Consider the following 15702-nt stretch of genomic DNA (forward strand, 5'->3'; position numbering starts at 1 on the left):
CTGACTATTTTCCTTCTGCATGTTCGGCATGAACACCAACAATGTCTTCGCAATGCCACATGCGCGGCTGCGTACCCTGTGCGCGCTGTGTTGGTCTGCCTTCCGCCTTGTCACTCAGCATTTTCTGGATCAGCCTTTCACGCTCAACAGCCATTGTTTTCTGTTTTTCCTCATCCTTTTTACGGTCAAAATAAACAGTTCCTTCGATCATAGTGAATTCAGGACGGGCATATACTGAAAGCGGATTTGCATTCCAAAGTACCAGGTCGGCATCTTTACCTGTTTTTACACTACCCAGCTTGTCGTCAACATGAAGTAGTTTTGCAGGATTTAACGTCACCATTTTCCAGGCTTCCTCTTCCGGAACACCGCCGTAAGTAACTGTTTTTGCAGCTTCCTGATTTAATCTGCGCGCCATTTCGGCATCATCTGAATTGATTGCCACTGTTACACCTTCGTGGTACATCAAAGCAGCATTGTAAGGAATCGCTTCTTTAACCTCCATTTTGTAAGCCCACCAGTCAGCAAAAGTAGAACCGCCGATTTTACGTTTCGACATTTTATCAGCCAGTTTGTAACCTTCCAGAATGTGGGTAAAAGTATTGATATTAAATTTCAATGAATCAGCAACGCTCATCAGCATGTTGATCTCCGACTGAACATACGAGTGACAGGTGATAAACCTTTCGCTGGCCAGAATTTCGGCAAGTGCATCTAGTTCCAGGTCTCTTCTTGGCGCCGCTCCCGTTTTTTTAGCATTGTATGTTTTCCAGCTTTGGGCGTATTCCTTAGCTCTGATGAAGTGATCATAAAATACCTGTTCAACACCCATTCTTGTTTGTGGAAAACGAACACGTGTTATATCACCCCAGTTGGATTGTTTTACGTTTTCACCCAAAGCAAACTTGATTGTTTTAACTTGTGGAACCAGCATTTCTGACTGATTGGCTCCCCATTTCAATTTAATCAGGGCACTTTGTCCGCCAATTGAATTTGCAGAACCGTGTAGCAAATGTGAAGTAGTAACCCCACCGGCAAGCTGGCGGTAAATGTTGATATCATCCGGGTTGATTACATCGCTCATTCTTACCTCAGCAGAACTGGTTTGTCCGCCTTCGTTAATTGTAAAAAGTGCAATGTGAGAATGTTCGTCGATGATACCGTTTGTCAAATGTTTGCCTGTTCCGTCAACCGTTTTAACACCGGAAGGAGCAGAAAGACTTTTCCCGATTTTCGCAATTTTACCATTTTGGATCAGCACATCGGTATTTTGTAAAATACCTTCTTTTTCGTTGGTCCATACTGTAGCATTTTTGATCAGAACCGTTTCCGCTTTTGGAAGCGTTTCATTTCCAAAACCTACGAATGGATAAACAATTGAACCGGTTTCAACAGGCTTTTTAGCAGCCGTATCCTTTGAAGCTACTGCTTTGAAAGGCTCAGAAAGTGTGGCAGTCCAGGGAACAACCGTTCCGTTTGGCATAACACCTTCACCTGTAAATCCTGTTCCGCTCTTCCAGCCTGTCAATCTGATATTCTCCTGGCGTTTTTTGTCAGGCTGATAAGTGATGGTCAGCAGTTCATTGGTAAGCACTGCTTTTGGTGTAATTTTTAAAGTATCCTGCAAAACAACTTTATACTCAGGTTTTTCAGCAGAACCTGTAATTTGCAGTTTGCCTGTGGATTGATTGTTGATCGACAAGGAATAAGTACCGCGCAGATCTGCCGTATTTAATGGAGCCAGCACAAACTTTTTGCCTTGTATCCAGTTTTCATAAATGATGTTGTCTTTACTAAACAGATCCGTAGATGTAATCAGGAAGTTAGCCAGCAAACCAGCTTTCAGACTACCTACCTGTCCTTCTGCCTTAATCAGGCTGGCAGGCAAAGTTGTAAGCGCTTCCAATGCTTTTTCTTTTGACAAACCATAATCGATCGCGGTTCTGATATTTTTCCAGAAGTCGTTTTTGGTTTTCAAACCGGCAGTAGTAAGTGCAAAAGGAATTGCGGCCTTTGCTACTTCCGAAGTGTTTTTTGGTGCAAGTTCCCAGTGTTTAAGCTGAGTCATGCTGATCAGATCTGCATCCCAGGGATCCGCAACATCGTAGGCTTCAGGGAATTGTAATGGTAAAATCAAAGTTGCTTTTGTAGCCTTAATCTCATCCAGACGCTGATATTCGTCTCCACCTCCGCGAATGATGTATTGAACACCAAATTCGTCACCGATTTTATCTGCGCGCAGCAAACTGTATTTATCACCTGTTTCAAAAAACGATGGTAGTCCTTTAAGCTGGTTAAATGCATCCAGTGACAGATTCTTTTCTTCACTTTTGCCACTTTTGCCGTACCACTCAGCATCATAATAATTCTGGCGAAGTAAAGCTACCACACCCATCACAGATGACGGATAAGTTTGTCCGGAAGTACCTTTGCTGAATGAAAAATGAGATGAGGCTTTGCCGTTGAGCATCGCCTTGTTAGGAGATTCGTCGGTTAAGGTCAGTAATGCTCCGCTGCCCCGTACAATTCCATCATGTGAATGACTTAAAACGGTACCAAAACCGATTTTACGAAGATCTTCGGCTTGTTTTGTATTTGGTGCAAAAAGCTGTCCGGCTTCTGTTTCCGGCTGTATGGCCTGGTTCCAGCCAAAAGCTCCTTTTTTATTTGATTCAAGCTGAGGTGCTTGCCTTCCGCCTCCGCGGCGTTCGGTTTTCACTTCCGGCATTCCATAGTCAGAATCCAGGTCTATCAGTGAAGGATAAATGTATTTGCCTTTCAGATCCATTACCACAGTTCCGGCCGGAATTTTTACCTGTTTGCCTACTTCACGGATCATTCCGTTTTCGATGAGCAGCGTTCCGTTTTGGATGGTTGTTTTTGGATCAACGACAATGTTGGCGTTGGTAAAGGCGTAGCGTCCGGTTCGTTCGTCGTAGGCTCCGTTTTTCGGGAAAGTTTCCTGCGCCTTACACAGTACACTCACAGTAAGGACAGCTACTAACGTTGATAATCGTTTAAGCATAGGATATTGGTTAAATTAATAATTCGGTGACACAATATACAATGAAAATCAAAAACAACAGGTCAGCGTAGAGGCATTCAGGAGAACATACAATTCGCGCGTGGAATTTTTATGTTCCTTTGTTTTTTCGCAACTTGTGTTCTTAATCCGATTACATTCAAAGTAAAAATGACCTACGACCAATTTACCGAATCTCTTTCTCAGGAAACTCCGCCCAAACAGATATCTGTCTTACTACAAGCACTTTGGTATGATGCCAAGGGAAATTGGGAAGCAGCTCATAACATTGCCCAAAGCAGTGAAGGAACACGGGCCTATGATCATTTACACGCTTATCTGCATCGGGTAGAAGGTGACACCTGGAATGCCGGCTACTGGTACCGACGAGCGGGTGCTGAGGTATTTGAGGGATCTTTAAAAGAAGAATGGGAAACTTTGGTTTTGGCGATGTTATAATTTTTCTTCAGATCAAAGTAGAATTAAATGGTCATATATAAGCTAATAACCTTATATATGAACAATATAAGTCAAAAACCTTATAATTGTTTAACATAAGTTAAAAACCTTATATTTGTAGCTTGTTTAATATTTATCTTTAATGAGCTCAAACATTGCCGTTATTACTGCTGACATGGTTAATTCTACCTTATTTTCCAGGGAAGAGGTTAACTTGTGGCTAACTGATCTGATTGATTTAATAAAAAAACAAAAAGATTTCAACTGGCTGCTGGAACCGGAAATATATCGTGGAGACAGTTTTCAATGTGTTTTAAAAAAGCCGGAATATGCCCTTAAACTGGCAATCATGGCCAGAACGATTGTACGCTCAAAGGCTGACAATACAGATCTTCGAATTGCCATTGGTGTGGGGACATCAGAAACGCTCACAGATCGTCCGGGAACGTCTGATGGTGAAGCATTCCGGTTGTCCGGACATCTTGCAGACAATATCCGAAAACAAAAAGCACGTATTGCCATAGCGCTGCCTATTCCATGCGAGCCGTTAACAGCATCACTGGATCTCCTGGAAGCAGTTATGGGAAACTGGAGCATAGCGCAAAGTGAGGTCATCGCTGCTTTGTTACAGGATCAGACTGTCACCGCTATATCTGAAAAACTTTCCATAAGCCAATCTGCTGTGAGTCAACGTTTGTCTGCCTCGAAATGGTGGGCGGTTGAAAACTTCCTGAATACCTTTCCGAAACATCTGGAACTATACACAAAATAAAAACCATGACAGAATTTCTTTTGCTGCTTCTGGCACACGTTCTGGCCGATTTTTACTGGCAGCCAACTTCCTGGGTTGTGGATAAAAAGGAAAAGTCATTTCGATCAAAGTACCTGTATTTTCATGTCGGTGTGGTAATCATAACCTCATATCTGTTTTTAGGACATTGGGATAATCCAGCCCCCGCTATTATAATTGGCCTTATTCACGGAATTATAGACATTCTCAAAATCAGGTTTGATAAAAAAGGCTCAGCCGGCTGGTTTGTAGCCGACCAGGCTGCTCATGTCATAACTATTGCTGTTGTAGCATCCCTGCTTGCAGGAAGCTTAACGATCAGTATCGATCATTTAAAGGTCTGGTTGTATTCGCCTAAAACGCTGGCCCAGTTGTCAGGCGCTCTGTTATGCCTTTCGCCGGTATCGTTTCTCGTAGGTATTTTAACCCGACCCTGGCGTGACGAACTTTCGGAACTCGTACCGGATGCAAATGATAATCTGGCCAACGCAGGAAGATGGATTGGCATGTCGGAAAGGCTGCTGATTTTTGTTTTTGTGATCGTAAGCCAATTTTCAGCGATTGGTTTTTTAATCGCTGCCAAATCGCTTTTGAGATATAATGATAAAAATGCAAGCGGCGAAATACCTCCCGCATATATCAGTAAAAAATCAGAATATGTTCTCGTCGGAACGCTTATGAGTTATACCTGTGCGATCGCCGTTGCGATGGCGGTCAAACTATTTTATCAGTAACCATTCTCCATAAGTTGCTCAACATAAGCTTCTAAACTTTTAATAAAATAATTTTTTAGAACTTCATTAAACCTTTGTATTGTCACTACACTCTAAGCGTGGTATCTAAACTTTAAAACCATGAAGAAAGGACTGTTTGCCATATTATTGGCTTTTGCAAGTATCACCGCTTTTGCACAACGACCTGACGCCAACGCAACACCTGAACAACGGGCTGAAGCACAAACCAAAACCCTGACTGAAAGTCTTAAATTGACCGAAGATCAGCAAAAACAAGTTTATGCGCTGAACCTGGAAAGAGGAAAGCAAATGATGGAAATGAGAAGTGCACAGACACCGGACAGAGAAAAAATGAGAGAATCGATGGAAGCATATAACACCGCACTCGTCAAAATTTTAACTCCGGAACAACAGGAATCTTACAAAAAAATAATGGAAGAACGCCGTGGACAAGGTGGCGGTGGTGGAGGAAGACGTCAGGGAAATTAAGTCCTGATCTTTCAAAAAGTAAAAAGAGGCTTAAACGGTGATTTGAACTTCGCTTTTTAAGCCTCTTTTTTATATAACTCCTTCTTCTTTCAGAAGATCATTCAAACAAATTTCCAATCCGTCAAATAACGGGATAAATTCATGCCACTCATGAATCGTCCATTTGCGGGATTGATCAGTCACAAGTATTTTGCGACTGCCGGTTAAAATCCAAATAACACGCTCCGTTCCAAACTCAATTAGTTTATCGCTTTTCAGAAAAACATAATCTGTTGGATTAGCTATATGCTCAGCTTCAATTTTAGAATCTACTTCAACAGCAATTTTTGGGGGCACATTGGCATAACTTTCCGAAAAAACATCTTTGATCAAAGCTTTATCAAAAACTGCGATATCGTTAGCTAAATTATTACCAGGAGAAAGATGAAGTCCCGCCTCATTTGAAATCACCCAGTAATCTTTACCTTTCAGTAAACCTTTAATGTAAGAACCAACGATACTTACAATCAAAGCCTGAATAAAACTGCTGCCCAGAATATCTTCCAGGGATTTTTTATTATCCAAAACCTGTCTGTAACCCTTATAGTACAAGGGCTTGCCATCCATTTCTTCAAAAACCAGCATAGCCGGTATTACTTCTGTTGAAGATATCATAACAATAGAATCAGTTTCAAACAAATATAATCAAATCCCGTATCAGGAACACCTGACTATCAGCGCCGCGCGAATTCTAAGCAGTAATTTCTGTTTTAAACTCCGAAGTAAAATGGAAGTGAATAGCCGGATTATTCTCGCGGTTCATTCGTATCATCCATTCCGATTCAGCTAAAAATACAGGATTACGGTCTTTATCATAAGCAATCTGGTTTCCTTTCAAACGTACAAACTGATCCATGGCAGGTTTTTCATCAGCAGTAAGCCAGCATGCTCTGGTCACGCTCATCGGTACCCAACGGCATTTTGCACCATATTCATGTTCCAGACGATACTGAATTACGTCAAACTGAAGTTCACCCACCGTACCAACGATTTTTCTGTTTCCCAAATCCAGTGTAAAAAGCTGAGCCACACCTTCGTCAGTCAGCTGCTGAATACCTTTTTCCAGTTGCTTCGACTTCATCGGATCCAGGTTGATCAATTCCTTAAATATCTCCGGAGAGAAACTTGGAATACCTGAGAACTGAAGTTTTTCGCCCTCAGTTAGCGTATCGCCGATTTTAAAACTTCCTGTATCGTACAAACCCACCACATCTCCAGGAAAACCTTCGTCCATCACACTTTTATCCGAAGCCATAAAGGTAAACGGACTTGAAAAACGAATGTCTTTGTTCAGACGGACATGTTTATAAAACTTGCCACGCTCAAACTTACCCGAACATATTCTCAAAAACGCAATCCGGTCACGGTGACGCGGGTCAAGATTGGCGTGTATTTTAAAGATAAATCCGGTGAACTTAGGCTCTGTGGGTTCCACCTCGCGAACGTCAGTCGGACGTGGCTGAGGAATCGGTGAAATTTCACAGAACGTATCCAGCAGCTCTTTTATACCAAAATTGTTGATCGCACTACCAAAAAATACCGGAGCAAGTTCTCCTTTCTGATACGCCTCTTCGGAGAATGCATCGTATACACCTTCAACCAGTTCTACATCTTCCAACAACTGGTCTGCATCGCGTTTCCCAACCAGTTCTGCAAGATTGTCATCTTCCAGGCTTACTTTGGCTACGTTGCTTTCAATTTTAGTTTTGTTGATTTTAAAGAAATACAGCATTTGTTCATACAAACTGTAAACTCCTTTAAACTGTACACCCATGTTGATCGGCCAGGTAAGCGGACGAACCCGGATTTTCAGTTTAGTTTCGAGCTCATCAAGCAACTCAAAAGGATTGCGGCCCTCTCTGTCAAGCTTATTAACAAACACAATCACAGGCGTATTACGCATGCGACAAACCTCCATTAGTCTTTCCGTCTGCTCTTCTACACCTTTTACACAGTCGATTACCAGAATTACACTATCAACCGCTGTTAACGTACGATACGTATCTTCTGCAAAGTCCTTGTGACCAGGTGTATCCAGAATGTTGATCAGCAAGTCATGATATTCAAATGTCATTACAGACGTAGCAACAGAAATACCACGCTGCTTTTCAATCTCCATAAAGTCGGAGGTAGCCGTTTTTTTAATTTTATTTGATTTTACCGCACCAGCCGTCTGGATCGCTCCCCCGAAAAGCAGAAGTTTTTCAGTAAGCGTTGTTTTTCCCGCATCCGGGTGACTGATAATCGCAAATGTGCGGCGTTTTTTTATTTCCTGTAAATTACTCATCTATCGTTTATTAGGCCAATAAACAATTTCAAACCACATAGTAAATTCGAAATGTTCTTTTTATAATTGCAAGGCTTAGAAAGTAAAAACTGATTTATTCCGTATTCCTCATTTTAATCTTTGTGTAACTGTTACCAGCCGCTCTTTAAAATTTTGCACAAAGATACAAATAAACAAAAGCCGCCCCTATTCGCGGCGGCTTAAATTCATTAAAAATCAGCTATTTAGTATCACCGACACTTTTAACAATCTCTTTCAATAAGTTATTCATTTTCAATCTGTCCTATCCTTGCCAGATTCAGAATAATCCTATTTGTCATTCAGAAAGAAATCTCAGTAAAATGAATGTTTATAATCTTCCACAGAAGTCATAATCACTTCATGCGCTTCATCTCTGCCATACACATTCGTAATTTCGATATGTGCTTTTTCGCCTGGAAGGTTTTTGTAAGTCAGGAAGTAATGTTTCAAACGCTCCACGATACCTTCGGGCAATTCGCTAAGATCCGAAAACTGACCATAAACTTCGTCTCCTTTAAGTACTGCAATGATTTTATCATCTGCTTCACCACCATCGATCAAACGAATTCCACCGATTGGTTTAGCCTGGCACATGATGTCTCCGTGTGAAATAATTTTTTCACACAAAACCAAAATATCCAGCGGATCACCATCACCTTCTGTAACATCGCGTCCGGAACGTTCGCGGGCCAGTGCAGCGATTTTTTCCGCGCAGTAGGTTTTAGGAATGAAACCGTAAAGAGCGGGAACGATATTGGAATATTTTTGAGGGCGATCGATCATCAAATAGCCCGTAGCTTTATCTATTTCGTATTTTACTGTGTCAGTCGGAACAATCTCAATAAATGCGGTTACCAGTTCGGGTGCATTTTCTCCCATTGGAATACCGTGCCAGGGATGGGCTTTGTGTACGTTAGCGATCATTATTAAATTTTATAAAAAGGCTTAATTGGTAACAACTTATTTTAGTGACTTTAAATCTGGTTTGTCTCCCCCACCTTCCCCGAAACCAGGTAGTCACCTGTTTTGGAAATGGACTGTTTAACAAACAATTCTCCTATAAATCCTGCCAGAAATAACTGCGAGCCGACGGTAATAGCAACAAGTGCCAAAAAGAACATCGGATTCTCTGTCACATTTCTGAAATGTTCATGTGAAATATAAATCTTGTATATCTTGGTAAATATCAGCCAAAGGGCAATAATACTGCCAAAGAAGAACATCAATGTACCCAAACTTCCGAAAAGGTGCATCGGCCTTCTGCCAAATTTATTGACAAATGCAATCGAAAGTAAATCTAAAAAGCCGAAAATAAACCTTTCCAGGCCAAATTTCGTGTAGCCATACTTTCTTGCCTGATGTTGTACAACTTTTTCTCCGATTTTTGCAAAACCATTCCACTTGGCAATCACAGGAATGTATCTGTGCATTTCTCCATAAATCGTAATGTTCTGGACAACCTCTTTCCTGTAGGCTTTCAACCCGCAATTAAAATCGTGAAGCTGAACACCGGAGATACTTCTGGTTGCTGCATTGAATATCTTTGTGGGAATTGTTTTGGTGATCGGGTCATATCTCTTCTTTTTCCAGCCCGAAACCAGATCATATCTTTCCTCTGTGATCATGCGGTAAAGATCGGGAATCTCGTCGGGACTATCCTGCAAATCGGCGTCCATGGTAATAACAACCTGTCCTTTTACTTCCTGAAAACCGGTTTGGAGTGCAGCTGTTTTTCCGTAATTACGAACGAATCTGAATCCACGGATATTCGGATTTTTTCCTGACAGCTCTGAAATAACAGCCCACGATTGGTCCTTGCTGCCGTCGTCAATGAACAGAATTTCATAGGAAAAATTATTGGCCAGCATCACACGTTCAATCCATGCACTAAGCTCCGGCAATGACTCTTCTTCGTTGAACAGCGGGATTACTACGGAAATCTGAATAACAGAATCAATCATGAATAATAATAACGGGGAAAACACCAACTTTACTAAAACGCAAAGTTCGCACTTTTCCTGATCAAAATATCATATAAAAGTCTTTCATTAACGCTTTAAAATCAGAATTGTACGTTCTGCTATCTTCATCATAGATATACAGACTATCAATAATTAACTGATTTTCAGTAATTTTTTTACGCCCAAAGCTCATCAGCTGCCGAAATGGCTTTTTGTTTTTATCGTGATACAGAGTCAGTTTGGTATTTAAAAACCAACCGGATATTAAAGATTTGACTAAAAAACCTTCCGCTTCATCCGTGGGCAGCAGAATAAAAAATCTACCATTTTCTTTTAAAAGCCTGCCAATCGAGATCAATAACTCGTCGAAAGAGAGTGAAGTCGCATGATGGGCGTTATTCTTCTGCAAATTGGGAGAAAGAAGATCCGACTGAAAAAAAGGCGGATTTGTAATAATACAGTCGTACGGCAACCCCCGGTCAAAGTTCTGAATAGCGGAATTGAAAACATCAATTCTTTCAGAAAAAGAACTGTTTTCAACATTTTCACCCGCCTGAATAAAAGCATCCGGATCCAATTCCACGGCATCAATTTTTGCAAATGGATTTCTCTGAGCCACCATCAGAGAAAGCAATCCGGTCCCGGCCCCTATGTCCAGAATACTTTCAGCCTCAGCCACATCTGCCCAGGCACCCAGCACACAGGCGTCCGTGCAAACTTTCATAGCGCACTTATCCTGATGAACCGTAAATTGCTTGAAACGAAAAAATGAGTTTTTGGCCATAATTCTATTTCCTGCCAAAATCGGCCGGATTTTCTCCCCAATACTCCGTCTCCCATTTCAGAATCGGGTTGGAAAATTTGTTGGTGGCCAGCCAGCGTTCGGCACGCTGAAGCATTTCAAAAACCGGCTTATTTCTTGGTGTAAGAACCAGTTTAGTATTCGCGTGTTTTTTTTTCACCCAGGCGATAGCTGTCCGGGAATCGCTGTAAATGGGAAGTTCGCTTTCTTTTTTTTGCAGATATGCCAGCCCGTGCACAATCGCCAGAAACTCTCCGATGTTGTTGGTTGCATCTTTAAAAGGTCCCTGTAAAAAGATCTTCTCGCTGGTTTGCAGATAAACGCCCTGATATTCCATATCTCCGGAAGCTGTGTTCCAGGCAGCATCCACCGCAATGGCGTTTTTGATTGGTTTACCAATGCTTGCAGGAGCAACTTTGGTAATTTTGGTTTCTTTCGGACCTTGTCCGGCACGGGCTACAAACTCCCAGTAGTTTTTCTGAATAGCGGCTTCTGCTTCCTGCAATGAGTCAAAAGATTTAAAACGCGCATCTTCAAACCCTTTAATTTGTGCCTCACACTCCTTCCAATCAGTAAACACACCCGTTTGCCTACCCTGCCAAACCACGTAAAATTTTGTCTTTTTTGCCATCTTTTAAGCTTCTTCCTCCCAAACCTGGCTAAGCGCCACGATTACTTCAACCGCTTTTTCCATATCCTGAACAGAAACCCATTCCAGGCGCGAATGAAACGCATGTTCTCCTGCAAAAATATTCGGACAAGGTAAGCCCATAAAAGATAACCTGGATCCGTCTGTTCCGCCTCTGATGCTTCTTGGCAAAGCGGCCAGTCCACAGCGTTCCATTGCTTTCACAGCGTTGGCTATCACCTGCGGATGTTTGTCAAGAACCTTTTTCATATTCCGGTACTGCTCTTTTACTTCAAATTTGGCAGTTGAATAAGGATATTGATTTAAAACAGTGTTTAAGATATCCTGTAAGAGATCTTCCTTTTCTTTTAAACCTTCATCTGTAAAATCGCGGATGATAAATTCTACAACCACTTTTTCCTGAATTCCTTCCACATGTACCGGATGAATAAAACCTTGCTTACTTTCCGTTGTTTCAGGAGAAAGGGAATCTTTTGGTAATGCAGCAAGTACATCTCCCGCTATTTTAAGCGCGTTTTCGAGTTTGCCAATTGCATAACCCGGGTGCGTGCTCACACCATGAATGGTGATTTTGACGCCATCGGCGGAGAAAGTTTCATCTTCCAGCGTACCCACAGACTCACCGTCGACGGTATAACCGTAATCCGCACCCAGTTTAATCAAATCCACTTTTTCGGTTCCGCGTCCTACTTCTTCATCCGGTGTAAACAGAATTTTGATCGTTCCGTGTTTTACCTCCGGATGTGTGATCAGATATTCAGCGGCCGCCATAATTTCAGCAACGCCTGCTTTATTGTCTGCTCCCAATAATGTGGTTCCGCTTGCCGTAATGATATCATTCCCAATTTGATTAGCCAGATCATTTAACTCACCTACCTTCAAAATCTGAGTCGGATCGTCAGGCAGAATTATATCACTTCCGTTCCAGTTTTTATGAACAATCGGTACTACATCGGCTCCGGTTACATCGGGCGAAGTATCTACATGTGAACAAAAACAAATTACCGGTATATCGGTTTTATTTGAATTTGAAGGAAGCGTTGCATACACATAACCATGTTCATCCAAATGCGCATCTTCAACACCCAGCCCCTGCAATTCAACCACGAGTAAATTGCTCAGATCACGCTGTTTGGCAGTGCTCGGAAAACTTTCCGATTGCGGATCAGACTGTGTGTCAATTTGGACATATCTGAGAAAACGGTCTAGAACGGAAGTCATCTGTTAAGCAGTTAAGTTCAATTGAAAGGAGTTAAGAAGTTACGCTAATCTCATCCTATTATTCCTGAAAGATTGGCGGGAGAATAGTTGATGTTTTTTAGCGTTTTATCATCGGCGGTGCGGTAAACCAGATATTTATCTCCATCCTGTTTGTAATAACACTCAGTTCCTTTTGCTGCGTAATGTGCAACGGTTGCCTCAGCTTCTTCAACGTTCAGGCAGGCTTTTGACATGTTTGAGCGCTGTACTTCATCGAACAATTCACGGAATTTATCTCCAAGACCAAATTCCAGAACTGCTCCTGAAAGTACATACTGCAAATCGCAAAGTGCATCGGCAATTTCAACAATGTCTTTTTCAAGAATGGCTACTTCCAGTTCTTTCAATTCCTCGGCAAGAAGCGCAACCCGTAATTTGCTTCTGTCTTTGGATGGAATGGTAGGTTTATCTAAAATTGGATGTTTAAATGTTCTGTGAAATTCTGCGACCTGATTAAGGCTGTCAAGTTGTTGCATGATTTATTATTATTAGATTTTAAAAAGACTTATCAGGATATTCGTGCACAATTCGTGCATTCGTGGCATATTTAAAAACCAGCTCTAAACCACAAGATTGGTTTTAAAAAGTTTCACTGCAATAGCCAACAAAATTACCCCAAAAACTTTTCTTAATACCTCTATACCGCCCGGACCAAGTTTGGTTTCGATCCAGTTGGAGGATTTTAATACAAGGTAAACGAAAATCAAATTGAGTAAAACGCCGATCAGAATGTTTTGGATTTCATAGGCCGATCTGAGGGCAAGCAGTGTTGTCATCGTTCCGGCCCCGGCAATAATTGGGAAAGCTATGGGTACAATCGAAGCGGCCCCGGTGTCCAGACTGCCGTGCTTGAATATTTCACGACCCAGAATCATTTCCAAACCCAAAAGAAAAAGAATAATCGCGCCTGCAACGGCAAATGAAGCGACATCAACTCCAAAAAGGTTCAGCAGTTTTTCTCCCAAAAAAAGAAACAGGATCATAATGAAACCTGCTACCAGTGTTGCCTTTTCGGATTCGATTTTACCCAGTTTTCTTCTAAAATCGACAATTACGGGAATGGATCCCAGCACATCAATAACCGAAAAAAGAATGAGAGAGACGGATACGATTTCCTTAAAATTGAACATTATGCTGGCGATTAGCCCGCAAAGTTGAACAAAAGCCGTTGCTTACACAAACGTTTTGCACCTCCCGGGTGCAAATAAAACCTGCTCAGGCGTTATTCCCGGGAAGAAAATTCAGGAATGTATTAAACTGCTTTTTGTATTTATCTTCATCAATTTTATAAAAGTAAGCACCCTTTTTCGAGTAACCCTTCTGTTTTTCATCCAGTTTCACCAGCAAATTTGTCGACAATAGTTTCCGGCTGAAATTCCTTTTGTCCAGCTCCATTCCGAAAATAGCTTCATAAAGTTTTTGCAGCTGCGGAATAGTAAATTTTTCAGGGAGCAATTCAAAACCAATCGGGTGTTGGGAAGCTTTATACCGCAAATTCTGAATTGCCATGTCTACCATAGCACCGTGATCAAAAAGAAGTTTTGGCAAATCCTTCATCGCAAACCATTGTGCTTCAAAGCTTTTAGATATTTTATGGTCGTAATCTTCCACATTAATCAAAGCAAAGTAAGCAACCGAAACTGTTCTTTCAACAGGGTCACGCGAAGGATTCCCGAATGTGTGCAGTTGCTCCAGGTAAATATCTTTCAGGTCGGTTAATTCAAAAAGTATCCGGTTTGATGCCTGTTCCAGACCTTCGTCGGGCTGTACCCACCCTCCCATCAGCGACCAGGTATGCTGCTCCTCTTCAATGCCTCTTTTAACAAGCAGCAATTTTAGCTGCTCACCGTCAAAACCAAAAATAATAGAGTCAAGGGCCACCAGACATTTGGTCTGGCTTTCATATTGTTTTAATATATCTAAACGCACAAATTCTAACCGAAGGATGATTAATGTGTATAGGAAGCGCTTCAATCACTATGAAATGTGCCTCCTAACCTATTAAATGCAAATATTTAATTTTACTACTCAACTTATGAGCGGGAAATTGTAAACAAAAAATTCCTGAGAAGTGAAATTTCTGTAATCGTTATGGCAGGAAAATTGGCAATGCGGAAACTGGTTTCCTTCCATTTCCCATAACCGTTGCCTAGTTGTAAGCCAGCCTGTCTGGCCATGCTTTTTATTCTGGTGACCTTTTCTCTGTCGGCCTGAACCGCAATAACAGTGTCAGACTGCACTGACCGATGGTTTACCAGAAGTTCGTATCCGTTTTCAGGCAGGAAAGCATACCATTCCCTGGCGCGCTCATGAATTTCCGACGCTACGTTTACGATCGGAGCAACATGCTCCATTACACGGCCCAGCAAATATATTCCAAGCGCATTGGGCGTGTAAGGCGTCTGGTATTTTAAAAAGTTTTCTCTGGTAAATAAAAGACTGTTATAAAAAGACCTGTCTGCAACCTGTTCAGCGCGGTGAATTGCAGCAGGAGAAACGACCATTACGGCCATTCCGGCAGGAAGCCCGAAACACTTTTGCACGGAAGCATACCAGACATCTGCGTCCTTCCAGGGTAAAATTGCTCCTGCCATAGACGAAGTTGCATCAACGGCGATAATCTGGTTGGTCAGACTGCGCAGGTCAGAATGAAACAAAAGCGGAAGGGCGGTTCCGTTGGACGTTTCATTGTGCGTGATGCAGATCACGTCATGACCCAAATCGATATTCAGTTCTTCAATATCAGGAGCTTCATTCAGGCCAAAGGAAAATCCTTCCGCACCTGGTTTTATTTTAGCTGTATATTCGAGCCACTTCTCGCCAAAAGCTCCGTTGTAAATATGCAAACTGGATGAGCCGATCAGCGACTGGGCGATAATTTCCCAGCATTCCGTAGCAGACGAAACGAAATAAACTTCGTAATCCGCCGGAATATCAAGCTTCGCCTTCACTGATTCAATTGTGCTGCGCAGCATTTCCATAAACACATCACTTCGGTGGTTCACGCTTAATATGCCACTATGGAAAGCATCCTGCAAATACTTTTCAATTTGCGGATATACTTTTGAAGGGCCTGGATAAAAGGTGATCATCTGGCTCATTGTCGTTTTGTGAAAAGTAAAAGGTAAGTAGTGAAATGAACCGAATCTGTTGTTTTTAAAGATTATAAGTGAATTGAATCTGTTGTGT

Annotated in this window: 16 protein-coding genes; 4 read left to right on the top strand and 12 right to left on the bottom strand. The window is 41.8% G+C overall.

Translation table 11 applies throughout. The annotated features are described in order from the left end of the window. Window positions 1-4: 4 nt before the first annotated feature. A complete protein-coding gene (locus tag E0F88_RS07995) occupies window positions 5-3025 on the bottom strand; it encodes an amidohydrolase family protein (RefSeq protein WP_131957720.1) in 3021 nt (1006 codons plus the stop codon). 168 nt (window positions 3026-3193) lie between these two features. Here E0F88_RS07995 and E0F88_RS08000 point away from each other — a divergent pair, with 168 nt between their 5' ends. From E0F88_RS08000 to E0F88_RS08015, 4 genes are all read left to right on the top strand, one after another. Next, window positions 3194-3481 (top strand): hypothetical protein, encoded by a 288-nt coding sequence (locus E0F88_RS08000; protein WP_131957721.1) that lies wholly within the window; start codon window positions 3194-3196, stop codon window positions 3479-3481. 142 nt (window positions 3482-3623) lie between these two features. Then, window positions 3624-4253, top strand: coding sequence for a hypothetical protein (locus E0F88_RS08005; RefSeq protein WP_131957722.1), 630 nt, complete (start codon window positions 3624-3626; stop codon window positions 4251-4253). A 5-nt stretch (window positions 4254-4258) separates the two neighbouring features. Then, window positions 4259-5005 (top strand): DUF3307 domain-containing protein, encoded by a 747-nt coding sequence (locus E0F88_RS08010; RefSeq protein WP_131957723.1) that lies wholly within the window; start codon window positions 4259-4261, stop codon window positions 5003-5005. Between the two features lie 120 nt (window positions 5006-5125). Next, window positions 5126-5494, top strand: a complete 369-nt coding sequence (locus E0F88_RS08015) for a DUF4890 domain-containing protein (RefSeq protein WP_131957724.1) — start codon at window positions 5126-5128, stop codon at window positions 5492-5494. A gap of 69 nt (window positions 5495-5563) precedes the next feature. On the opposite strand, the gene E0F88_RS08020 is transcribed toward E0F88_RS08015, so the two are convergent. From E0F88_RS08020 to E0F88_RS08070, 11 genes are all read right to left on the bottom strand, one after another. After that, window positions 5564-6148 (bottom strand): PDDEXK family nuclease, encoded by a 585-nt coding sequence (locus E0F88_RS08020; protein ID WP_131957725.1) that lies wholly within the window; start codon window positions 6146-6148, stop codon window positions 5564-5566. A gap of 76 nt (window positions 6149-6224) precedes the next feature. After that, on the bottom strand, window positions 6225-7820 hold the full coding sequence (locus E0F88_RS08025; protein ID WP_131957726.1) for a peptide chain release factor 3: 1596 nt from the start codon (window positions 7818-7820) through the stop codon (window positions 6225-6227). A gap of 333 nt (window positions 7821-8153) precedes the next feature. After that, window positions 8154-8765 (bottom strand): inorganic pyrophosphatase, encoded by a 612-nt coding sequence (locus tag E0F88_RS08030; protein ID WP_181956080.1) that lies wholly within the window; start codon window positions 8763-8765, stop codon window positions 8154-8156. Window positions 8766-8815: 50 nt separating this feature from the next. Continuing rightward, complete coding sequence (locus E0F88_RS08035) at window positions 8816-9802, bottom strand: glycosyltransferase family 2 protein (RefSeq protein WP_131957727.1); 987 nt, start codon at window positions 9800-9802, stop codon at window positions 8816-8818. 61 nt (window positions 9803-9863) lie between these two features. Continuing rightward, window positions 9864-10586 carry a tRNA1(Val) (adenine(37)-N6)-methyltransferase gene (locus E0F88_RS08040; protein ID WP_131958407.1) on the bottom strand — a complete coding sequence of 241 codons (723 nt, stop codon included), beginning with the start codon at window positions 10584-10586 and terminating at the stop codon, window positions 9864-9866. A 4-nt stretch (window positions 10587-10590) separates the two neighbouring features. Further along, window positions 10591-11235, bottom strand: a complete 645-nt coding sequence (locus E0F88_RS08045; RefSeq protein WP_131957728.1) for a ribonuclease H1 domain-containing protein — start codon at window positions 11233-11235, stop codon at window positions 10591-10593. A 3-nt stretch (window positions 11236-11238) separates the two neighbouring features. Further along, window positions 11239-12474: a peptidase T gene (gene pepT / locus E0F88_RS08050; protein ID WP_131957729.1), complete on the bottom strand. Its 1236-nt coding sequence runs from the start codon at window positions 12472-12474 to the stop codon at window positions 11239-11241. A 50-nt stretch (window positions 12475-12524) separates the two neighbouring features. Then, complete coding sequence (locus tag E0F88_RS08055; RefSeq protein WP_131957730.1) at window positions 12525-12989, bottom strand: pyrophosphohydrolase domain-containing protein; 465 nt, start codon at window positions 12987-12989, stop codon at window positions 12525-12527. An 84-nt stretch (window positions 12990-13073) separates the two neighbouring features. After that, window positions 13074-13643: a MarC family protein gene (locus E0F88_RS08060; protein ID WP_131957731.1), complete on the bottom strand. Its 570-nt coding sequence runs from the start codon at window positions 13641-13643 to the stop codon at window positions 13074-13076. Between the two features lie 85 nt (window positions 13644-13728). Beyond that, entirely contained in the window at window positions 13729-14442 is a 714-nt protein-coding gene (locus E0F88_RS08065; protein WP_131957732.1) for an NUDIX hydrolase, read from the bottom strand. Window positions 14443-14546: 104 nt separating this feature from the next. Further along, a complete protein-coding gene (locus tag E0F88_RS08070; protein WP_310589719.1) occupies window positions 14547-15614 on the bottom strand; it encodes an aminotransferase class V-fold PLP-dependent enzyme in 1068 nt (355 codons plus the stop codon). Between the last annotated feature and the right edge of the window lie 88 nt (window positions 15615-15702).

This window comes from Dyadobacter psychrotolerans (assembly GCF_004349265.1).
GTDB classification, from domain to species: Bacteria; Bacteroidota; Bacteroidia; order Cytophagales; family Spirosomataceae; genus Dyadobacter; species Dyadobacter psychrotolerans.

What these genes read in the sequence shown, in the direction of transcription:
- pepT (WP_131957729.1), bottom strand. Translation starts at nt 12,474, where the DNA reads ATGACTTCCGTTCTAGACCGTTTTCTCAGATATGTCCAAATTGACACA.
- E0F88_RS08055 (WP_131957730.1), bottom strand. Translation starts at nt 12,989, where the DNA reads ATGCAACAACTTGACAGCCTTAATCAGGTCGCAGAATTTCACAGAACA.
- E0F88_RS08070 (WP_310589719.1), bottom strand. Translation starts at nt 15,614, where the DNA reads ATGAGCCAGATGATCACCTTTTATCCAGGCCCTTCAAAAGTATATCCG.
- E0F88_RS07995 (WP_131957720.1), bottom strand. Translation starts at nt 3,025, where the DNA reads ATGCTTAAACGATTATCAACGTTAGTAGCTGTCCTTACTGTGAGTGTA.
- E0F88_RS08045 (WP_131957728.1), bottom strand. Translation starts at nt 11,235, where the DNA reads ATGGCAAAAAAGACAAAATTTTACGTGGTTTGGCAGGGTAGGCAAACG.
- E0F88_RS08030 (WP_181956080.1), bottom strand. Translation starts at nt 8,765, where the DNA reads ATGATCGCTAACGTACACAAAGCCCATCCCTGGCACGGTATTCCAATG.
- E0F88_RS08025 (WP_131957726.1), bottom strand. Translation starts at nt 7,820, where the DNA reads ATGAGTAATTTACAGGAAATAAAAAAACGCCGCACATTTGCGATTATC.
- E0F88_RS08020 (WP_131957725.1), bottom strand. Translation starts at nt 6,148, where the DNA reads ATGATATCTTCAACAGAAGTAATACCGGCTATGCTGGTTTTTGAAGAA.
- E0F88_RS08000 (WP_131957721.1), top strand. Translation starts at nt 3,194, where the DNA reads ATGACCTACGACCAATTTACCGAATCTCTTTCTCAGGAAACTCCGCCC.
- E0F88_RS08005 (WP_131957722.1), top strand. Translation starts at nt 3,624, where the DNA reads ATGAGCTCAAACATTGCCGTTATTACTGCTGACATGGTTAATTCTACC.
- E0F88_RS08035 (WP_131957727.1), bottom strand. Translation starts at nt 9,802, where the DNA reads ATGATTGATTCTGTTATTCAGATTTCCGTAGTAATCCCGCTGTTCAAC.
- E0F88_RS08010 (WP_131957723.1), top strand. Translation starts at nt 4,259, where the DNA reads ATGACAGAATTTCTTTTGCTGCTTCTGGCACACGTTCTGGCCGATTTT.
- E0F88_RS08015 (WP_131957724.1), top strand. Translation starts at nt 5,126, where the DNA reads ATGAAGAAAGGACTGTTTGCCATATTATTGGCTTTTGCAAGTATCACC.
- E0F88_RS08040 (WP_131958407.1), bottom strand. Translation starts at nt 10,586, where the DNA reads ATGGCCAAAAACTCATTTTTTCGTTTCAAGCAATTTACGGTTCATCAG.
- E0F88_RS08060 (WP_131957731.1), bottom strand. Translation starts at nt 13,643, where the DNA reads ATGTTCAATTTTAAGGAAATCGTATCCGTCTCTCTCATTCTTTTTTCG.